The sequence below is a fragment of the Musicola keenii genome (assembly GCF_014855505.1).
GTDB lineage: Bacteria > Pseudomonadota > Gammaproteobacteria > Enterobacterales > Enterobacteriaceae > Musicola > Musicola paradisiaca.
Window position 1 is genome coordinate 105,265 of record NZ_JAAWVW010000001.1, and the last position, 19,338, is coordinate 124,602.

A 19,338-nucleotide genomic window follows, 5' to 3' on the forward strand; every position below is an offset into this window, starting at 1 on the left:
TTCGGCGTTTGTTGAAAAGAACCCCGCCTTCGTGTTCGTCGCTTCCTGTCCCGTCCTCTTGCCCCATCGGAAAGCAACTTTGTCGCTAACTGCACCAATCTGGTCATAAAAAAGGATTATATGGCGGGTAAAATACGCCATTTATCTTGTCTGGCTCAAAAAATAAACATTGGCACAGAAATGGCATGGTTAAAGGACGAAACCTAACCATACGGTCAGAAAATTACCTGAGGGAGAACCGTAATGAGCCAGATGGTCTATGTCGACGAGCCTTCCGTGGTGGCGTTAAAGCCGGCGTCGGCGCTGCGCCCGGCGATCGTGGTGCGCGACGCCAATGTGATTTACCCGGCGGCGGATCAGCCGGTGCATGCACTGAAAGACATCAACTTGACCATTCGTCAGGGCGAGTTCGTCTCCTTTATCGGGCCGTCCGGCTGTGGAAAAACCACCCTGCTACGCGCTATCGCCGACCTGGAGCCTATTACCACCGGCGAGGTGTTGGTCAATGACATGACGCCGTCCGAGGCGCGGCAGGCCGGGGCTTACGGCTATGTGTTTCAGTCGCCGGTGCTGCTGCCGTGGCGCACGGTGCTGGCCAACGTGATGCTGCCGTTGCAGATTCAGGGCGTGCCGCCCGGCCGTTGTGATGACATCGCCCGCGAGCAGCTGGCGCGCGTCGGCTTGAAGGGGTTTGAGAAAAAGTACCCGTGGCAGTTGTCCGGCGGGATGCAGCAGCGGGTGTCGATCGCCCGTGCGCTGGGTTTCGAGCCGAAAATCCTGATGATGGATGAGCCTTTCGGCGCGCTTGATGAATTGACCCGCGACAACCTCAACCAGCAATTGCAGCAGCTGTGGTTCAGCGAAAAACGCACCATGGCGTTCGTCACTCACTCGATTTCGGAAGCAGTCTATCTCTCTACCCGTATCGTCATCATGACGCCGCGTCCGGGGCGGATTGTGAAAGTCATTGAATCGCCGCTGCCTGACGAGCGCGATTTGTCGCTGCGGGATACGCCGGAGTTCATCCGGTTGGCGCAGGAAGTCAGGGAGGCGCTGGTGGAGGGGCATCATGAACACTGAGTTGATCAGGCGTCATGCGTTGCCGGTAGGCGTGGTGCTGCTGGCGGCGTTGCTGGGTTGGTACCTGCTGGCCATCGGCCTCAATGCCGCCGGTGCGATAGAGCGCACGCTGGCGCCGAAGGGGAGCTGGGGCTGGCGCGAGCTGGTGGCGACGACCTTGTCGATGCCGCGCCCGGTGCTGCCGGCGCCGCACCAGATCCTGCTGGATATCTGGAACAGCCTGACGCAATGGCCGGTCACTTCGCCGCGTAATCTGCTGTTGCACACCTGGGTGACGGCCAGCGCTGCGCTGACCGGTTTTTTCATGGGGCTGGCGTTGGGGCTGGGGCTGGCGGTGTGTATCGTCCATTCCCGCACGCTGGATAAGGCGTTGCTGCCGTGGATTGTCGCCTCGCAGACCGTACCGGTGCTGGCGATAGCGCCCATCGTGCTGGTGATCCTCGGCAGTCTGGGGATTACCGGCATGTTGCCGAAGGCCACCATCGCCATGTACCTGTGTTTCTTTCCCGTCACCATCGCCACTGTGCAAGGGCTGCGTGCGCCGCAGAAGCTGGAAATGGAACTGGTGCATACCTATGCCGCCAGTCGTATCGATACGTTTTGGCTGGTGCGGTTGCCGTCTTCGCTGCCGTACCTGTTTCCGGCATTCCGGGTGGCGATCGCCAGCGGGCTGGTGGGCACCATGGTGGCGGAGTTGCCGACCGGAGCACAGGCTGGGTTGGGTTCCCGCCTACTGACCGGTTCTTATTACGGCAACACGGTACAGATTTGGTCGGCGCTGGTGATGGCGTCGTTACTCGGGCTGGGGCTGACCGCGCTGGTCAGCCTGACGGAGCGGCTGGTGATGCGCCAGCGCAAGGGGGCTTGAATGATAAAAACCAAACCGATTCCCGGCGTGGTGCTGCTGATCGCGGCGCTACTGTCCCTGGTGCTGGCAGGGATTCAGGCGTTCAGCCACGATGCGCCGTCGTGGGCCGCGTTGGCGGCGGACGCGGTTCTGCTGGCCGCCTGCTTTACCGCGATGTCGCCGACGATGGCGGTGTGGCGCTGGCTGACGTTGATGGCGTGGTTGGCGATCGGCGCGGTGGTGCTTGCTTCCCTGACCGATGAAGGGCTGGATGGCGCGACGCTGACAGCGCTGGCGCTGCTGGCCGGCGTCAGCGTACAGGGGCTGGCGCGTCTGGCGGGGCGGCGTTTGCCGGAAGGCGCGGTAGCGCTGCTGTTCGGCGTATGGGTGCTCTATTTCTGGCAACTGCTGGTGACGTGGTTCGCCATTCCGCAGGTACTGTTGCCGACGCCGCTCGACATTCTGCAGGCACTGTTCGGCAGCGCATCGTTACTGGCGGGCGATGTGGTGCAGACGGTATTGAAATCGGTGCTGGCGGGCTACCTGCTCGGCTGCGGGTTGGGGATCGCGGTGGCGATGTTGATCGATCGTTTGCCGTTTTTGCAGCGAGGATTATTGCCGCTGGCGAACCTGACCAGCACCATTCCGTTGGTGGGCGTGGCGCCGATTGCGGTGATGTGGTTCGGCTTTGACTGGCCATCCAAAGCGGCGGTGATCGTCCTGGTTACATTCTTTCCGGCGTTGGTCAGTACGTTGGCCGGGCTGCGGGCCAGCGGCAAGCTGGAGCGGGAGTTGATGTACTGCTACGCCGCCAGCCCGCGCCGCACGTTGTGGGCGTTGCGGCTGCCCGCCGCGCTGCCGTTCATCTTCAGCGCACTCAAGGTCAACGCCACGCTGGCGTTGATCAGCGCGATTGTGGCGGAGTTTTTCGGCTCGCCTACCGCCGGGCTCGGTTTTCGTATCTCCACCGAAGCGGCGCGGATGCATATGTCGATCGTCTGGGCGGCGATCGTCGTCGCTTCGGCAATCGGCTCGCTGGTTTACGCCCTGCTGGTGCGTCTGGAGCGTAAGGTCAATTTCTGGCACCCCTCGGTTCGGGGCGTGTCTTAAACGGCGTCATTCATGTGGTATGACGTTGTTAAGCAAGGAAAAACAAGGGATAACCGAAAGCCGGCCGGGCCGGCGTCGAGGGAGCGCCCTGATAACAGGCAGCATGTTGGTTGTGTTCACTTAACCCGAGGAGTATCAGATGACAAAACGTTCCGTGTTTCGCCAGGGAGCGCTGCTGGCAGCCCTGTCCCTGACCTTTGCCTTGCAGGCGCAGGCCGCTGAAAAGGTCACGCTGCAACTGAAATGGGTGCCGCAGGCCCAGTTCGCCGGCTATTACGTGGCGCAGGAGAAAGGGTTCTACAAACAGGAAGGGCTGGACGTCACCATCAAACCCGGCGGCACCGATATTTCTCCGGTACAGGTGATCGCCGGCAAGTCGGCGGACGTGATCGTCAACTGGATGCCGGACGCGCTGGCCGCACGGGAAGCCGGCGTCCCGCTGGTGAACATTGCTCAGGTATTCGACCGCTCCGGCATGATGTTGACCTGTAAGAAATCCAGCGGCGTGGCGTCGCCCGCCGACCTGAAAGGTAAAACGCTGGGAGTCTGGTTCGGCGGCAACGAGTATCCGTTCTTCAACTGGATGAATAAGCTGGGTTACAAACCTGACGTGGACATCAAGGTGTTGAAACAGGGCTTCAACGTCGATCCGCTGTTGCAGAATCAGGCTGCCTGTATCTCCACCATGAACTACAACGAATACTGGCAGCTGATCGATGCCGGGGTGAAAAAAGATGACCTGATCACGTTCGCCTATGAGGATCAGGGGGTTTCCACGCTGGAAGACGGCTTGTATGTGCTGGGGCCGAACCTGAAAGACCCGGCGTTCGTCGCCAAGATGGCGAAATTCCTGAAGGCCTCCTTCAAGGGCTGGAACTATGCGGTTAACCATCCTGATGAGGCAGCGAAGATCGTGGTGGCGGAAGACGCCTCCGGCGCCGCCACCCAAGACGTTCAGCAGCGTCAGATGGAAAATGTGGCTAAACTGATCACCCATGCCAATACGCCGAAGGTGGGGTATCTGGATCCGACGGCCTACCGTCGCACCATCGACGTGCTGTTGAAGAGCGGCGGCAGCAATCCGGTCATCAAAAAAGACCCGGGTGACGCCGCCATGAGCCATGTGGTGTGGGACGCGGCCATGAAATAAGCACCTCAAGCCAGGGACGGCGCGTAATGAGGTGAGCAATCTGATGCGGGTACGGGATATGCAGGATGAGGGAATGGTTGCCGCGCAAAGCGGGCGTTTGTTGCCGGAGAGCGCGGATGAAGGGGAAAAAGGACGAATCCGGCAGGATAACGAAGCCATCATTCTGTTGGCGGCGGAGCGGGTATTCGCCCGCTTCGGTTTTCGGGGCGCGACCATGGCGCTGATTGCCGAAGAAGCCGGGCTCCCCAAGGCCAACCTGCATTACTATTTCGGCAATAAGCAGACGCTGTATCTCACGGTGCTCGACAGCATTTTGCACGATTGGCTGTCGCCGCTGGACGACTTGCATCCGCAGGCCGATCCGAAAACCGCGATCGAAGCCTATGTGCGTCAGAAGATCCATTTCAGCTTCGCCCGCCCGGACGCTTCCCGCTTGTTCGCCAACGAGATTCTGCAGGGGGCGCCGATGGTGCATCACCTGTTGCAGACTGAGTTGCGGCGGCTGGTGGTGGAAAAGGCGGCGGTGCTGGACGGCTGGATCGCCGCCGGTCGTTTGCAACCACTGGATACCACCCATTTCTTTTTCAGCGTCTGGTCGATGACCCAGACCTACGCGGATTTCGACATTCAAATCGCCGCGGTGCTGGGTGATGATTCCCATAGCGACGCCGCCGAGGTGCGCGCCACCCGCCATGTGCTGAACAGTGTGTTTCGGATGTGCGGGCTGTAGCGTTTACCGGGCTTGCCGTCAGGCTGGCGATCATGACCCGGTGAACGGTGGGCGCGTTTGGGGTCAGCGGAAATCGAACTGCTCGAAATGCAGCGCGGAGCGGCCGAGGTGGCGTTGCAAATAGCGCCGCATGCCGGCTGGCCCACAGAACCAGACGCCGGCGCAGTCGTCGGTCGGGATGCGCTGCGGATCCAGCAGCCCGTCCCGGTCGCGGACGATAATGTTCAGGTTGACCCCGGTTTCGCTCGCCAGGTGTTCCAGTGTCTCCCGGTGGATCAGGTCGGTTTCGCTGTTGACGCAGTAGAACAGCGTCGTATTCGCTTGTTTAGCCCGGCTGTCGTGCAGATGGTACAGCCATGACAGGAACGGCGTAATGCCGATGCCGCCGGCAATCCAGTAGATTGGTTTATCCGGATGTGCCGGCAGGATGAAATCGCCGTAAGGGCCTTCCACCACCACGTCCTTTCCTACCAGATCGTGCGCGTCGACCAGCGATGCCGTGTAATCCCCCAGTGCTTTGATGGTGATGGTCAATGTCTGGTGATTCGCATCGTAACGGCTGATCGTGAACGGATGCTTACCTTCTTTAGGGTCGGTCGTCAGAAAGATAAATTTGCCGGGTTGATAATGACGGCTAAATGACGCTGGAATATTGATGGTTAATTCCAACGTTGAATCATTTAATTTATTCGTCGCAGTGATTTTCCCTGGTAAATTATTTCTTTTGCCGATTTGCCTTGCCAGTGAATAAAGCGCGATGGTTGCGGAAATAACGCATAATACCATGCAGGCAACGCCAAAAGCCGTCCAGCGCATATCGTTATTAATCCTATAAAAAGAATGCATAATGCCCAGCAGTGCGATAATTGCGCCGATTTTGTGAATGACGCGGAAGTGTTTATAGGAAATCCATTTAATCAGGCTGACGGCAATAAATATTATCATGCCATAAAAGGCAATTTCCCCGAATTCATCCATGACCTTGCGCCAGGGATCAAAGGGATGTGGCTGATGGCGGCCTGATGTCACCCATTCCAACGCGGCGGCGATTTTCGGCAGTTTGGCGAATAACCAGTGCAGCAAAGTGGCGACGCCGGCGCCGATCCCCAGATATTTGTGCTGGAGATACATTTTGTCCATGCCGCCTAGCCGTTTTTCCAGCCATGATGGATGGAGCGCCATGAGCAGCAACCCGGCGATGCAAAATACCGCAATAAAACCAGTAAGCTGCAACAACATATCGCGCCAATAAAAAAAGCGGCCAGGGTAGTTACCTCCGGCAGACTCAACGCCCAGATGACAAGACAGACCAAAAATGACACGGTAATTAACTTCATGATAAAGAACCTCTGAATTTAATAAGATGGTTTTTATTTTTTTGGCGAAACGAAAAGGAATAAATAAATCAATTCGCAACGAGAAAATAACACTTTGTAATAAATATAGTGGCGAAGGAGGGGGAGGGCTATAGTAAGCCCGGTAAAGTTATGTATTTGATTATCATATCGATGATGTGATTATTTTAATTTGTAACATTATGAAGAATAAAAAAGAAATGTGCAGAATGCTTCATATTTTACGCATAATGATGGGGGTAAATAATAATGACTCGTAGAGTCTATCTCAGTAGGCGTTATTCGCGTAGCCAGTGTGGATTCGAATAACATAGATAAACCTGAACGTACACGAAATAGGTGAAGATATCGGGCCCTGCCAGGGCCAAAATGACCAGTGAAATAACCCTAATGGATTTATACCCGTCATATTTCACGTTGCAGGTATGTTGGCTGCGTGACTCGGCCCAGCAATGAGCCTCGCCCTTCGGGCCGCGGCAAGCAGCGTTCAAATAGGCATATGCCTATTTGTCGCTCGCCCGCATCATAACGCCAGCGCAACGGGAAAAGGGGATATGCCCTCCGTGCCTCCCCTCACCAATGCGGGCGGTTGAACCCCGGCATATGTGTTGTCAGGCAGTCGCGACTTCAGTTCAGGAGCCACGATCATTTGCTGTGTTGGGGCATGCCTGCGACCGGGCGCAAAGCACAAAAATGGCGCAACCGGCGGTGAAAATAGCTGGTTTTGCACTCCATTCGGTCAAAATTTGTTCTTATGTTTCCCACATATTTCTGTTAATCGCCTGTTTTTCATGCATTTCACGATGTCTGAAAAAATGGCACAACAATCGCATTGTTTCTCCTGAAAACTTAACCAAACGGTCAGGATTTTGATGGGACGATCAGATGACATCCGACGTCGGCCATTCCTGTTCAGGAGAAGCACCATGAGCATTCTACAGCAACGCAGTATTGGCGATATTCCCCGGCAGATGGCGTGCGCGGGCCGCCGTTATCCCGATGTTTCTTTTCTTGTGGAGGTGGCGCGATGACAACCCCCCTCTCTACCGGCATGAATGCGCCGGGTATTCTCTCCGCTCGTCTCGACCCGGCGGATTACGCCGGTAATTTCAGCGACAGCTGCCCGCCGCTGACAGCAATGCAGGCGGTGATCGAGGCGGAACGCTGCTACTACTGTTTCGACGCCCCCTGCACCCGTGCCTGCCCGGCGGATATCGATGTACCGAGCTTTATTCACCGTATCGCACAGGACAATGCGCGTGGCGCGGCGGAGGTGATTTTGCAGGCTAATGTGCTGGGCGGGATGTGTTCCCGCGTGTGCCCGACGGAAACCCTGTGTGAACAGGTCTGTGTGCGTAACGTGCAGGACGGCAACCCGGTAAAAATAGGATTGCTGCAACGCCACGCGACCGATCGCTATCTGGCTAACCCCGGTAAACCGTTGTTTGTGCGGGCGCCGGACAGCGGAAAAACCATTGCGGTCGTCGGCGCAGGCCCGGCCGGGTTGACGGTCGCGCACCGGTTGGCGGTGTGCGGCCACCACGTAGTGGTGTTCGACGCCCGGCCCAAACCCGGCGGCCTCAATGAATATGGACTGGCGGCATACAAAACCACCGAGGATTTCGCCCAGAAAGAGATCGCCTGGTTGTTGTCGGTCGGCGGCATTGCGCTGCGCCTTGGCCAGCAGTTAGGGCGGGATTTTACGCTGGATGCGCTGCGGGAAGAGTATGACGCGGTGTTTCTTGGTATGGGTCTTGCTGGCGTTAATGCGCTGGGGATTGACGAACCGCCGCTGGCCGGTGTGCGCGAAGCGGTGGATTTTATCGCCGAGTTGCGGCAGGCCGAGGATCTGAGCCAGGTGGCGGTCGGTCGCCAGGTGGTGGTGATCGGCGGTGGTATGACGGCGGTGGATGCGGCGGTGCAGGCGAAAAAACTGGGCGCGCGTGAGGTCACGATGGTCTATCGCCGTGGCGAGGCGGCGATGAAAGCCTCAGCGCATGAACAGCTGTGGGCGAAACAGAACGGTGTGGTCATCCGGCATTGGGCGGCGCCGCAAGCGCTGCAGGGCGCAGACGGCAAGGTGACAGGCGTGACTTTCCAGGTGATGCAACCGCAGGATGGCGCGCTGACGGCCAGCGGGGAAACCTTCACGCTGCCTGCCGACATGGTGCTGAAAGCGATCGGCCAATGCTACGAGCCGCAACCGGCTGGCGCGGCGCTGGTGTTGAAGGGTGGGCGTATTGCGGTGGATGAACAGGGCCGCACCTCGCTGCCCGGCGTCTGGGCGGGCGGTGATTGCTGCGCCGACGGGCTGGATTTGACCGTGGATGCGGTGCGTCAGGGCAAGCTGGCCGCCAAATCCATCGAACTGGCGTTGAAAGTCACCGGTCTGGTGGCGGCTAACGATACCTCTTCACTGACTCGCCAGGAGCGTTCCCATGGCTGATTTGAGCACCGAATTTCTGGGTATTAAGAGCCCTAACCCGTTCTGGCTGGCGTCCGCGCCGCCGACGGACAAGGAATATAACGTGGTGCGGGCGTTTGAGGCGGGCTGGGGCGGTGTGGTGTGGAAAACGCTGGGGCTGGATCCGCATGTGGTCAACGTCAGCGGCCCGCGCTACAGCACGCTTTTGGGGGCCGACCGCCGGGTATTGGGGCTCAATAACATCGAGTTGATTACCGACCGGCCGTTGCACGTCAATCTGGAAGAAATCGCCCGCGTTAAACGCAACTGGCCGGATCGCGCCATGATTGTGTCGATCATGGTGCCCTGCGAGGAGGAGGCGTGGAAAGCCATCCTGCCGCTGGTGGAAGAGACCGGCGCCGACGGCATTGAGCTGAATTTCGGCTGCCCGCACGGTATGAGCGAGCGCGGCATGGGGGCGGCGGTGGGGCAGGTGCCGGAATACATCGAGAGAGTGACCCGCTGGTGCAAGCAGTATTGCCGCCTGCCGGTGATCGTTAAGCTGACGCCGAACATCACCGACATCCGTTATCCGGCGCGGGCGGCGAAACGCGGCGGCGCGGACGCGGTATCGCTGATTAACACCATCAACTCGGTGATGGGGGTTGACCTTGACCAGATGCTGATGACGCCGCACACCGGCGGCAAAGGCTCCCACGGCGGTTACTGCGGCCCGGCGGTGAAGCCGATAGCGCTCAATATGGTGTCGGAAATCGCCCGTGACCCGGAAACGTTCGGCCTGCCGATTTCCGGTATCGGCGGCATTTCCACCTGGCGCGACGCGGCGGAGTTCATCGCGCTGGGTTGCGGCACGGTGCAGGTGTGCACCGCGGTGATGGTGCAGGGTTTCCCGATTGTGCGCGACATGATTAGCGGGCTGTCCAACTTTATGGACGAACACGGCTACCGTTCCATCGAGGCGTTTCGCGGTCGCGCGGTCAGTAGCGTCACCGACTGGCGTTACCTCAATCTGAACCATATCGACAAGGCGGTGATCGACCAGTCGCTGTGTATCAAGTGTGGGCGTTGCCATTTGGCCTGTGAAGACACCTCCCATCAGGCGATCACCCGCCAGAAAAACGGCGAGCGTCATTTTGAAGTGAAAGAAGAGGATTGCGTCGGCTGCAACCTGTGCGTCTCCATCTGCCCGGTGGAAAACTGCATCTCGATGCGCAGCCTACAACCCGGCGAGGTGGATCTGCGTACCGGCAAGACGGTGAGCGCCGACTACGCCAATTGGACTACCCACCCGAATAACCCCATGGCAACCACGGCAGGCGCGGCTTGAGCACCGCGTGTGGTCAGCACTCTCTGCAATGAGGAGCAATGATGAGCAAATTGTTGATTAAGGGCGGCACCGTGGTGAATGCCGATCGTCAGTTCCGCGCCGATGTTCTGTGCGTCGACGACGTGATTGCGGCGGTGGGCGATATCCCGGCATCGGACATCGTCGGCGCGGAGGTGGTGGACGCCGGCGGGTTGTACGTGATGCCGGGCGGCATCGACCCGCACACCCATATGAATTTTCCGTTTATGGGCACCACCACGGTGGATGATTTCTACAGCGGCACCGCTGCGGCGCTGGCGGGCGGTACCACCACCATCATCGATTTTGTTATTCCCAATCCGCAGCAGCCGCTGATGGAGGCGTATCACACCTGGCGCGGCTGGGCGGAAAAGGCGGCCTCGGATTACAGCTTCCACGTTGCCATCACCTGGTGGGATGACAGTGTACGTCGCGACATGGGCACATTGGTGCGGGAAGAAGGGGTCAACAGCTTCAAACATTTTATGGCGTACAAAAACGCCATCATGTGCGACGACGAAACGCTGATGAACAGTTTTCGCCGCTCGTTGGAGCTGGGCGCGATGCCGACGGTGCACGCCGAAAACGGCGAGATGGTCTATCTGCTGCAACAGGAATTGCTCAAACAGGGGATTACCGGGCCGGAAGGGCACCCGCTGTCGCGTCCGCCGGAGGTGGAGGGCGAGGCGGCCAACCGCGCCATCACCATCGCCAGCATCATGGGGGTACCGATCTACGTGGTGCATGTGTCCTGTATCGAGTCGGCGGAGGCGATAGCCCGCGCTCGGGCTCGAGGACAGCGAGTGTACGGCGAAGTGTTGGCGGGGCATCTGGTGATCGACGACAGCGTTTACCGCGATGCGGACGCTGCCCGCGCCGCCGCCTATGTCATGAGCCCGCCGTTCCGGCCGAAAGCGCATCAGGACGCGCTGTGGCACGGGTTGCAGTCCGGGCAGTTGCACACCACCGCGACCGATCACTGTACGTTTTGCGCCAGCCAGAAAGCCGCCGGCCTGGATAATTTCACCAAAATTCCCAACGGCTGCGGCGGCGTCGAAGAACGCATGGCGGTGATCTGGGATGCGGGCGTCAATAGCGGTCGTCTGACGCCGAGTGAGTTTGTCGCTATCACTTCCGCCAATACCGCGCGGTTGTTCAATATCTATCCGCGTAAAGGCAGCGTATCCGTTGGCGCCGATGCGGATCTGGCGTTATGGGACCCGGCGGGCAGTAAGACGCTGTCGGCCAAAACCCATCATTCTCGTAATGATTTCAATGCGTTTGAAGGCCGTACCGTCAAGGGTATTCCGGCTTTTACCGTCAGTCAGGGCGTGGTGGTGTACGCCAACGGCGATCTGCGCGCCCGCGAAGGGGCGGGACGCTATATCAAACGCCCGGCATTTGGGCCGGATTTCAGCGCAGCGGCGCAGTGGGAACGTCAGCGGGCGCCGCAGGCGGTGACGCGCTAACGCGAGAGGCCGTCTCCGTCCGGTTGCGGGCGGGGCCGCCATCGTTCAGACAGGGTTTGATTTCACGGTGAGGAAAGAGCAATGACGAGCGATGTACTGACCGCCGCCCAGTGCGGCATCGATACGACCGACCTACGAGTGGATGGCGACCGGCTGTGGCAGTCGCTGATGGATTTGGCGGTCATTGGCGCTACGCCGAAGGGCGGCGTGTGCCGGCTGACGTTGACCGACTTGGATCGGCAAGGGCGCGATCTGGTGGTGGGATGGGGCAAAGCCGCTGGGCTATCGGTGGACGTCGATCAGATCGGCAATGTGTTTATGCGCCGTCCGGGGCGCAATAACGCGCTGCCGCCGATTGTCGCCGGCAGCCATATTGACACCCAGCCCACCGGCGGCAAGTTCGACGGTAATTTTGGCGTGTTGGCGGCGCTGGAGGTGATCCGTACCCTCAACGATAGCGGTATTGAAACCGAAGCGCCGGTGGAAATGGTGTTCTGGACCAATGAAGAAGGCTCGCGTTTTGTGCCGGTGATGATGGGTTCCGGGGTGTTCGCCGGCGTTTTCTCGCTGGAGCACGCCTACGCCGCGGTGGATATCGACGGCAAGACGGTAAAGGATGAACTGACGAAGATCGGCTATGCCGGGCCGCAAATGCCGGGCGATCGCGCGATCGGCGCCTATTTTGAAGCGCATATCGAGCAAGGGCCGATCCTGGAGGATGAAGATGTCACGATCGGCGTCGTACAGGCGGTGCTGGGCATCCGCTGGTATGACTGCGTGGTGACGGGGCAGGAATCGCACGCCGGCCCGACGCCGATGGCGCTGCGTAAGGATGCGTTGCAGGTGTCCACCCGCATCATGCAGGAAGTGGTGGCGATCGCCGGGCGCTTTGCACCGCATGGCCGCGGGACGGTGGGGATGGTGCAAGTGCACCCCAACAGCCGCAACGTGGTGCCAGGCAGCGTGAAATTCTCCGTCGATTTTCGCAATATCAACGATGCGTTGGTCGATGAAATGGACGCCGCGCTCAAAGCTTTTATCCGCCAACTGGCGCAGGAGACCGGCCTTGGCATCGAATTGACGCAAGTGTCGCACTACCCGGCGGCGCCGTTCCATCCGGAGTGTAAGGACGCGGTGCGCAATGCGGCGCAGCGCCTGGGGTATTCCCACCGGGATATCGTGTCCGGCGCGGGGCACGACGCGGTGTATATGAGCATGCTGGCGCCCACCGGTATGATTTTCATCCCTTGCAAAGACGGCATCAGCCACAACGAGATTGAGTACGCGGCGCCGGAGCATGTGACGGCGGGTGCCAATGTGTTGTTGCATGCGATGCTGGAAAAAGCGGGTGTGGCGGGGCGGCGCTGAGCCCGGCCCCTCTGAATGTGGATCGTCAAAACCAACGACGCCGTTCCTGCTTGCCGGGGACGGCGTCGGTTTAGTTGCCATGCTTAAACCGGTTGGCGCGGGACATGACCCGGCCCGCCAGGTTATCTGTACGCGGTTTGCCTGTGTCCAAAGCGGCGGCGTCGATGGGGCCGGTGCTTCGTTACTGTAACGGCGAGGCGGGCAGCGCGCCTAGCAGCGTCTCTTCTACCCTTTCAATCATTGCGATATCAAACCCGGCCATGTCGGCGCGAAACGCATCGCTGGACATATAAGCGGCGCTCAGCGCCGACACATCCGCATTTTCCGGATAGCTGACAAGCGCAATAACCTGACGTTCATGCGCCAGCGGTTGAAACACACCGTGCGTCTGGATGTGAAACGCTTTCAGGCTCGTGATATGGGCATACCAGATTTCCGCATATTGCGCGGCGGCTTCCGGTGTTTTCAGGGTGTAAGTTCGCAGTTGGAATACGCGCATGGTCGTGCCTCCATGATGGGTGATGGGATCTGATTATTCAGGCGACAGGATGCGTCGATGAAGCGATTTGAGCTCCTCGTCGACTATGGCGCTAAAAAACGCACGTATTGCGACAGCGGGATGCGGTTTTAGGCGGATGGTTTTCAATATGTATCCATAATGTCAATGGAATGCGATGTTTTTGGGTGAAAAGTGATGTGCGTCGGGGTTTGCCGCCAGGCGGGCTTGCATATTATTTGATCTCACGCTGTTTGTCGGCAGGGTTGGCCGCCGGCAAGAAAACTCAAGGAACAACATCAGGTAACTGAAAGCGAGGTGTTATGAAAGCGTTAAGATGGCACGGTCAGAAAGACATCCGTATCGATGACGTTGCAGAAGCTCAGGCGGGGCCGGGACGGGTCAAAATCAAGGTGAAATGGTGCGGTATTTGCGGCACCGATCTGCACGAATACCTTGCCGGGCCGATTTTTATCCCGGTCGAACAACCCCATCCGCTGACCGGTGAAAAAGCGCCCGTGACGCTGGGCCATGAGTTCTGCGGCGAAATCGTGGAAGTCGGCGCCGGTGTCAGCGATTATCACGTCGGGGATCGGGTGACGGTCGAGCCGATTCTGTTCGATCCCAACTCCAAAGCCAGCCGTCAGGGGCTTTACAATCTGTGCGACAAAATGGGCTTTTACGGCCTGGCCGGGATGGGCGGCGGTTTTTCCGAGTATGCATCGGTGCCGGCATCCATCATTCATCGTCTGCCTGATTCGGTGAGCTACGAACAGGGCGCTCTCACCGAGCCTGCGGCGGTCGCGGTACATGCGGTGCGGGAAAGCCGTTTCCAGATGGGCGATAAGGCTGCTGTGTTCGGGGCCGGGCCGATCGGATTGCTGGTTGTCGAAGCGCTCAGGGCTGCCGGCGCCCAGGAGATCTATGTCGTCGAGCTGTCGCCGCAGCGCCGGGAAAAGGCGGCCTCGTTGGGTGCCATCGTTATCGACCCTTCCGCGACGGATGCGGTACAGGAGATTGTGGCGCGTACCGACGGTGGCGTCGATGTGGCCTATGAAGTGACCGGCGTGGCGCCGGTATTGCAGCAGAGTATCGACTGCGTGCGTATTCAGGGCGAAACCATGATCGTTAGCGTGTGGGAAAAGGCGGCGCCGATTTACCCCAACCAGATACTGTTTAAAGAACGGCATGTGACGGGGATTATCGGCTATCGCAATGTGTTCCCGGCGACGCTGGCGCTGATGGAGAAAGGTTATTTCAAACCGAAAGACTTCGTGACGCGCCAGATAGCGCTCGACGATGTGATTGAGCAAGGGTTCAACACGTTGATTGCCGATAAGTCTCAGGTGAAGATTCTGGTCTCCCCCGAGAAGTGAGGTAGAGGCACGCCGTTATCCGGCCTTGTTCTCTAGGTGTTGCCAGCCCCTCGTCATGAGGGGCTGCGTTTATCCGGCGTTCGCCACTGTCTGGCGGCGTCGGTTGCGTCGTCAGCGTTTTTCCTGCCGCGCCCGCTCGATTTCTTCCGCCAGAATGGCGACGCCCCGTTCGATTTTTTCCGGTTCCGGCACATAGTTCATGCGCAGGCACTGGTGGGCATGTTCCCATTCCTGCGCCAGGCCGGGGAAAAAGTAATGGCCGGGCACCATCAGTACGCCGCGTTTTTTCAATCGCTGGTACAGCTCTTCGGTGGTGATCGGCAAATCGCGCAGCCACAACCACAGGAAAATGGCGCCTTCGGGTTTATGGATCAGGCAGCGTTCCGGTGACAGATAACGGCGGATGATGGCGATAGTCTGTTCGACACGCTGGCGGTAGAACGGGCGCACCACCTGTTCCGACAAGCGTAGCAGATCGCCGCGACGGATCATCTCAAGGGCAATGGCCGGGCCGATAGAGCCGGGCGCCAGGCTGATGATGCCGTTCATGTTGCCGAGCGCGGCGATCACCGGTTCCGCGGCAATCACAATGCCGCAGCGTGAGCCGGGCAACCCCAGTTTGGACAGGCTCATGCACAGAATGATGTTGGGGTTCCACAACGGCGTGGCGTCGCTGAAGATAATACCGGGGAACGGCACGCCGTAGGCGTTGTCGATCACCAGCGGGATCTGGTGCTGGCGCGCCAGCGCATCCAGATGTTGCACTTCGTCGTCGGTCAGCACGTTGCCGGTGGGATTGGTGGGGCGCGAGACACAGATCATGCCGATGTCATCGGTAATGTTCAGCTGTTCAAAATCAACGTGGTATTTGAATTGTCCCTCCGGCAGCAGCTCAATCTGTGGGCGCAGCGAGACGAACATGTCTTCATCCACCCCGGAGTCGGCGTAACCGATATACTCCGGCGCCAACGGGAACAACACCCGGCGCAGTTTGCCGTCATCGGTACGCCCGGCGAACAGGTTGCACAGATAGAAAAAAGCGCTCTGGCTGCCGTTGGTCAGCGCGATGTTCTGCGGGCCGATATCCCACCCCTGCTGCTGACGCAGCATGTCCGCCAACGCGGATAACAGCGCATCTTTACCTTGTGGGCCGTCGTAATTGCACAGCGCTTCCGTCAATTTTCCTTCCGCCAGCAGATTGCTGCACAGTTGCTGAAAATACGCATCCATCTCTGGAATATGGGCCGGGTTGCCGCCGCCCAGCATAATGGCGCCGGGTGTGCGCAGGCCGTCGTTCAGATCCGCCATCAGCTGGGTGATGCCGGAATGGCGGGTAAATTTGTTGCCGAAACGGGAGAAATTCATATGTTGTGAGTCATCGTCGATCGCAGGTAAGGCGCAACCTTAACGCGGGCCCGAATACGGCGCAATCGGAACTGCCGGGACGGTCGATTTTTTACGGCCGATGCCGAATGGCACGGTGGCGCAGCATGAGCTGAAAGGTATTCAGCTTTGTAGCGCGTTAACACTACCGCGGCTGCACTGTTGCTGAAGTTTGTCAGCTCTATACCGATCGATTGCCCATTTTTGCTGATAAAACGTCAATATTTTTTATGTTTCCTGTGACTCAACCGGCAAATTCAGCATGAAAACTGCGCATTCCTGTTGTCTGGTGAGACGGGTCACATTCTCTCTAACGTTGGATTCGTAGTCTCTGCCTTCGAAAGCTTAATCAATTCAGCTAAAGAGGACGCAAGGGATGAAAAAAGCACTGGCAATGGGTATTTCTCTGGCTCTGGTTTCCTGGCAACTTTCCGCACAAACCTTTGTGCTGACGGACGTAGAAAGCAGCACCGAGAAAGGCAACTGGCAAGTGACCAGCGACGCGCTAAAGATTAAGGATCAGCACTTCAGCATTGAGCAAAAGGTACTGCACGGCGGCCGTCAGGAAGGCAGCAAAGTGATTACCATCACCAGCCCGAACGGGTTGCAAATTGCGCTCAGCCCGAGCCGCGGTATGGATTTGCTGCATGTGACCGGCAAAAATATTCGGCTGGGCTGGGATTCACCGGTGGATGAAGTGGTCAACCCCAATACCATTCGGCTGGAAAGCCGCAACGGCCTGGGTTGGCTGGAAGGCTTTAACGAAATGATGGTGCGCTGTGGTTACGAATGGACCGGGCACCCCGTTACCAGCGACGGTATGATTTACACGCTGCATGGCCGCGCCGGGAATACGCCGGCGTCAAGAGTGATTGTCGATGTGAGCGACAAAGCGCCGCACACCATCACGGTGCGCGGTTTACTCAAAGAAAATAGCTTCAAGAAATCCAATCTGGAAACCTGGACTGAACTGCGCTACGTGCCGGGCAGCGAATCCTTCACCATCCATGATGTATTGACCAACAAAGCCGACTACCCGCGTGATTACCAGATTATCTATCACAGCAACTTCGGCACGCCGGTTCTGGAAGCGGGTGCGCGTTTCATCGCGCCGGTAAAAGAGATCTCGCCGTTTAACGATTACGCCAAAGCGGGCCTGAAAGACTGGCAGACCTATCAGGGGCCCACCAAAGGCTTTGATGAGATGGTGTTTAACCTGACGCCGTATGCCGATAAAGACGGCAAGACACTGGCGGCGTTGTTCAACCGGGCGGGAGACAAAGGCGTGTCGATCGCGTTTGATACCCGCCAATTGCCGCTGCTGACGCTGTGGAAGAATACCGATACCCAGAAGCAGGGCTACGTTACCGGTATTGAACCCGGCACCAGTTACGCTTATCCGGTCACTATTGAGCGCCAGCAGGGGCGGGTGAAGACGTTGCAACCGGGCCAGAGCACCACATTTGAGCTGACCTACAGTCTGTTGAGCAGCCCGGCCGCCGTTCAGCAAACCGAGCAGAAAGTGAAGGCGATTCAGGGCGATCGCCCCATCACGCTGACTGAAAAACCGATTGCGGTGGAGTGATTACGCGCGTTTCTCAACGTGGATGATCGCAACGTGCGCCGCCTTTCCCTGTACCGGAAAGGCGGCGTTTTCGTTGGCGGGGAGCCCGCTCTGACGAGCGCGATGGGTTACTGCGTCAGCACATCCGGGTTGACGCAGTTTTCTTTGACATTGCCGCTGAGCGCGGCGATCAGGTTGTCCACCGCGCAGGCCGCCATATTGTAGCGGGTTTCGACGGTGGCGGAGCCGATGTGCGGCAGCGCCACCACGTTCGGCAGTTTCAGCAGCGGCGAATCGACCGGCAGCGGTTCTTGTTCGAACACATCCAGACCGGCGGCGTAGAGGGTGCCGTTAGTCAGGGCGTCAATCAGCGCCTGTTCGTCTACAACCGGGCCGCGCCCGATATTGATCAGAATGGCGCCGGGCTTCATCTTCGCCAGTTGCGCCTGGCCGATCAGATGACGGGTTTCCGGCGTCAACGGCAGGGTGATGCACAGAAAATCCGACTCGGCCAGCAGGGTATCGAGATCGCAGTAGCGGGCGTTGAAACGGGTTTCCGCCTCATCATGATGACGGCGGGCGTTGTAGAGCACGCTCATGCCGAAGCCACAGTGCGTGCGTTGCGCCACCGCCAGCCCGATACGCCCCATGCCCAGAATGCCGATGGTTTTGTGATGCACATCGATGCCGAACCAGTCGGCGCCGACGCTGCGCGTCCACTCGCCGGCCTTCACCCGCTCGGCGGATTCCAGCGCTCGTCGGGCGCTCATCAGCATCAGCGTCAGCACGGTGTCGGCCACGGTTTCGGTCAGGACGGTCGGCGTGTGCATCAGCAGCGCTTTCTTTTCATTCAGTGCGGCGACGTCAATGTTGTCGTAACCCACCGAGACGGTGGAAACCGCACGTAATTTCGGCATATGGGCTATGTATTCCCGACTGACGGTATGACCTGCACCGATGAGACCTTCCGCGTTCGTCAACACCGGGTGGTCGACAGGCGGCAGGCCATCGAAGACGGCGACGGTAAAGTGTTGTTCCAGCGTGCGGCGTAAATCGTCAGGAATGCTTTTGTAGAGGATTATTTCAGGTTTCATCGGTACAAACTCCAGCAGATTCAAGGCGAGGTGACAATCTGCATCATGGGTGAGGCCGGTGTGAACCGCAAGCGATTAAGGCACATCATTGGCTGTGGAATTGCCCATATATTAATTCAAATAAATCGAATGATATCCGCAAAAATACCCGATTTTCATCGCCGGACGACAGGCATAGGATAGATTTCATCGAAGGTTATTGGCCTTCCAGACTAACAAATACACGAGGAATTAATACTATGAACATGATCAAAAATATTGCTGCAATTTTCGCTCTCGCCACCCTGTCTTTCGGTTCTATGGCGGCCACTGAGGTGCATCAGGCGCAGGGCGCTGAAATCGGTACTGTTTCCGCCAGTGCCTCCAGCCTGGGTGAATTGAATGCTGAACTGGCCGCCAAAGCCGATGCCGCCGGCGCCAAATCCTTCCGCATCATTTCCGCCAGCGGCAGTGATAGCCTGCGAGGTGTAGCTGAGCTCTACAACTGATTGCTCTCACCGACTGACATGGGACGGGTTGACCCGTCCCGTGCCCCGTTTTCGACAC

16 protein-coding genes are annotated in these 19,338 nt (G+C 58.4%); 12 read left to right on the plus strand and 4 right to left on the minus strand.

Features of this window, described 5'->3' with window-relative positions; translation table 11 throughout:
* Window positions 1–243 precede the first annotated feature (243 nt).
* The 5 genes from HEP82_RS00470 to HEP82_RS00490 all read left to right on the plus strand — a co-directional run bounded on the left by HEP82_RS00470 (window position 244) and on the right by HEP82_RS00490 (window position 4,917).
* Window positions 244–1,080 (plus strand): ABC transporter ATP-binding protein, encoded by an 837-nt coding sequence (locus tag HEP82_RS00470; protein ID WP_192456292.1) that lies wholly within the window; start codon window positions 244–246, stop codon window positions 1,078–1,080.
* Window positions 1,070–1,948 carry an ABC transporter permease gene (locus HEP82_RS00475; RefSeq protein ID WP_192456293.1) on the plus strand — a complete coding sequence of 293 codons (879 nt, stop codon included), beginning with the start codon at window positions 1,070–1,072 and terminating at the stop codon, window positions 1,946–1,948. Before HEP82_RS00470 ends, HEP82_RS00475 begins: the two co-directional genes overlap by 11 nt.
* Entirely contained in the window at window positions 1,949–3,037 is a 1,089-nt protein-coding gene (locus HEP82_RS00480; protein ID WP_192456294.1) for an ABC transporter permease, read from the plus strand.
* Between the two features lie 139 nt (window positions 3,038–3,176).
* Window positions 3,177–4,187 carry an ABC transporter substrate-binding protein gene (locus HEP82_RS00485; protein ID WP_192456295.1) on the plus strand — a complete coding sequence of 337 codons (1,011 nt, stop codon included), beginning with the start codon at window positions 3,177–3,179 and terminating at the stop codon, window positions 4,185–4,187.
* Between the two features lie 31 nt (window positions 4,188–4,218).
* Complete coding sequence (locus tag HEP82_RS00490; RefSeq protein WP_243061599.1) at window positions 4,219–4,917, plus strand: TetR family transcriptional regulator C-terminal domain-containing protein; 699 nt, start codon at window positions 4,219–4,221, stop codon at window positions 4,915–4,917.
* Between the two features lie 63 nt (window positions 4,918–4,980).
* On the opposite strand, the gene HEP82_RS00495 is transcribed toward HEP82_RS00490, so the two are convergent.
* Window positions 4,981–6,156, minus strand: coding sequence for a ferredoxin reductase family protein (locus tag HEP82_RS00495; protein ID WP_225622247.1), 1,176 nt, complete (start codon window positions 6,154–6,156; stop codon window positions 4,981–4,983).
* Between the two features lie 1,143 nt (window positions 6,157–7,299).
* Between HEP82_RS00495 and HEP82_RS00500 the strand changes: the two genes are divergently transcribed.
* The 4 genes from HEP82_RS00500 (at window position 7,300) to HEP82_RS00515 (ending at window position 12,879) form a co-directional block, all read left to right on the plus strand.
* Entirely contained in the window at window positions 7,300–8,718 is a 1,419-nt protein-coding gene (locus tag HEP82_RS00500) for an NAD(P)-dependent oxidoreductase (protein WP_192456296.1), read from the plus strand.
* A complete protein-coding gene (preA, locus tag HEP82_RS00505) occupies window positions 8,711–10,024 on the plus strand; it encodes an NAD-dependent dihydropyrimidine dehydrogenase subunit PreA (RefSeq protein WP_192456297.1) in 1,314 nt (437 codons plus the stop codon). Before HEP82_RS00500 ends, preA begins: the two co-directional genes overlap by 8 nt.
* Window positions 10,025–10,062: 38 nt before the next feature.
* Window positions 10,063–11,511 (plus strand): dihydropyrimidinase, encoded by a 1,449-nt coding sequence (gene hydA / locus HEP82_RS00510; RefSeq protein ID WP_192456298.1) that lies wholly within the window; start codon window positions 10,063–10,065, stop codon window positions 11,509–11,511.
* Window positions 11,512–11,592: 81 nt separating this feature from the next.
* Window positions 11,593–12,879, plus strand: a complete 1,287-nt coding sequence (locus tag HEP82_RS00515) for a Zn-dependent hydrolase (protein WP_192456299.1) — start codon at window positions 11,593–11,595, stop codon at window positions 12,877–12,879.
* A gap of 181 nt (window positions 12,880–13,060) precedes the next feature.
* Here the strand turns inward: HEP82_RS00515 and HEP82_RS00520 are convergent, their stop codons facing one another.
* Window positions 13,061–13,378 (minus strand): NIPSNAP family protein, encoded by a 318-nt coding sequence (locus HEP82_RS00520; protein WP_192456300.1) that lies wholly within the window; start codon window positions 13,376–13,378, stop codon window positions 13,061–13,063.
* Window positions 13,379–13,698: 320 nt separating this feature from the next.
* Here HEP82_RS00520 and HEP82_RS00525 point away from each other — a divergent pair, with 320 nt between their 5' ends.
* The gene (locus HEP82_RS00525) at window positions 13,699–14,751 is read left to right on the plus strand and encodes a 2,3-butanediol dehydrogenase (protein ID WP_192456301.1); all 1,053 of its coding nucleotides are present in this window, start codon (window positions 13,699–13,701) and stop codon (window positions 14,749–14,751) included.
* Window positions 14,752–14,862: 111 nt separating this feature from the next.
* Here HEP82_RS00525 and HEP82_RS00530 read toward each other — a convergent pair whose 3' ends face one another.
* Window positions 14,863–16,116 (minus strand): valine--pyruvate transaminase, encoded by a 1,254-nt coding sequence (locus tag HEP82_RS00530; protein WP_192456302.1) that lies wholly within the window; start codon window positions 16,114–16,116, stop codon window positions 14,863–14,865.
* A gap of 394 nt (window positions 16,117–16,510) precedes the next feature.
* On the opposite strand from HEP82_RS00530, the gene HEP82_RS00535 reads away from it, so the two are divergent.
* Window positions 16,511–17,719: an aldose 1-epimerase family protein gene (locus tag HEP82_RS00535; RefSeq protein ID WP_192456303.1), complete on the plus strand. Its 1,209-nt coding sequence runs from the start codon at window positions 16,511–16,513 to the stop codon at window positions 17,717–17,719.
* 107 nt (window positions 17,720–17,826) lie between these two features.
* Here the strand turns inward: HEP82_RS00535 and ghrB are convergent, their stop codons facing one another.
* On the minus strand, window positions 17,827–18,792 hold the full coding sequence (gene ghrB, locus HEP82_RS00540) for a glyoxylate/hydroxypyruvate reductase GhrB (RefSeq protein WP_192456304.1): 966 nt from the start codon (window positions 18,790–18,792) through the stop codon (window positions 17,827–17,829).
* Between the two features lie 239 nt (window positions 18,793–19,031).
* On the opposite strand from ghrB, the gene HEP82_RS00545 reads away from it, so the two are divergent.
* On the plus strand, window positions 19,032–19,280 hold the full coding sequence (locus HEP82_RS00545; protein ID WP_192456305.1) for a YdgH/BhsA/McbA-like domain containing protein: 249 nt from the start codon (window positions 19,032–19,034) through the stop codon (window positions 19,278–19,280).
* Window positions 19,281–19,338: the final 58 nt, after the last annotated feature.

Bases quoted from the DNA above. Each gene is read 5' to 3' on its own strand.
- preA (WP_192456297.1), top strand. From the start codon at position 8,711: ATGGCTGATTTGAGCACCGAATTTCTGGGTATTAAGAGCCCTAACCCG.
- HEP82_RS00545 (WP_192456305.1), top strand. From the start codon at position 19,032: ATGAACATGATCAAAAATATTGCTGCAATTTTCGCTCTCGCCACCCTG.
- ghrB (WP_192456304.1), bottom strand. From the start codon at position 18,792: ATGAAACCTGAAATAATCCTCTACAAAAGCATTCCTGACGATTTACGC.
- HEP82_RS00525 (WP_192456301.1), top strand. From the start codon at position 13,699: ATGAAAGCGTTAAGATGGCACGGTCAGAAAGACATCCGTATCGATGAC.
- HEP82_RS00495 (WP_225622247.1), bottom strand. From the start codon at position 6,156: ATGTTGTTGCAGCTTACTGGTTTTATTGCGGTATTTTGCATCGCCGGG.
- HEP82_RS00515 (WP_192456299.1), top strand. From the start codon at position 11,593: ATGACGAGCGATGTACTGACCGCCGCCCAGTGCGGCATCGATACGACC.
- HEP82_RS00520 (WP_192456300.1), bottom strand. From the start codon at position 13,378: ATGCGCGTATTCCAACTGCGAACTTACACCCTGAAAACACCGGAAGCC.
- hydA (WP_192456298.1), top strand. From the start codon at position 10,063: ATGATGAGCAAATTGTTGATTAAGGGCGGCACCGTGGTGAATGCCGAT.
- HEP82_RS00500 (WP_192456296.1), top strand. From the start codon at position 7,300: ATGACAACCCCCCTCTCTACCGGCATGAATGCGCCGGGTATTCTCTCC.
- HEP82_RS00485 (WP_192456295.1), top strand. From the start codon at position 3,177: ATGACAAAACGTTCCGTGTTTCGCCAGGGAGCGCTGCTGGCAGCCCTG.
- HEP82_RS00475 (WP_192456293.1), top strand. From the start codon at position 1,070: ATGAACACTGAGTTGATCAGGCGTCATGCGTTGCCGGTAGGCGTGGTG.
- HEP82_RS00470 (WP_192456292.1), top strand. From the start codon at position 244: ATGAGCCAGATGGTCTATGTCGACGAGCCTTCCGTGGTGGCGTTAAAG.
- HEP82_RS00535 (WP_192456303.1), top strand. From the start codon at position 16,511: ATGAAAAAAGCACTGGCAATGGGTATTTCTCTGGCTCTGGTTTCCTGG.
- HEP82_RS00530 (WP_192456302.1), bottom strand. From the start codon at position 16,116: ATGAATTTCTCCCGTTTCGGCAACAAATTTACCCGCCATTCCGGCATC.
- HEP82_RS00480 (WP_192456294.1), top strand. From the start codon at position 1,949: ATGATAAAAACCAAACCGATTCCCGGCGTGGTGCTGCTGATCGCGGCG.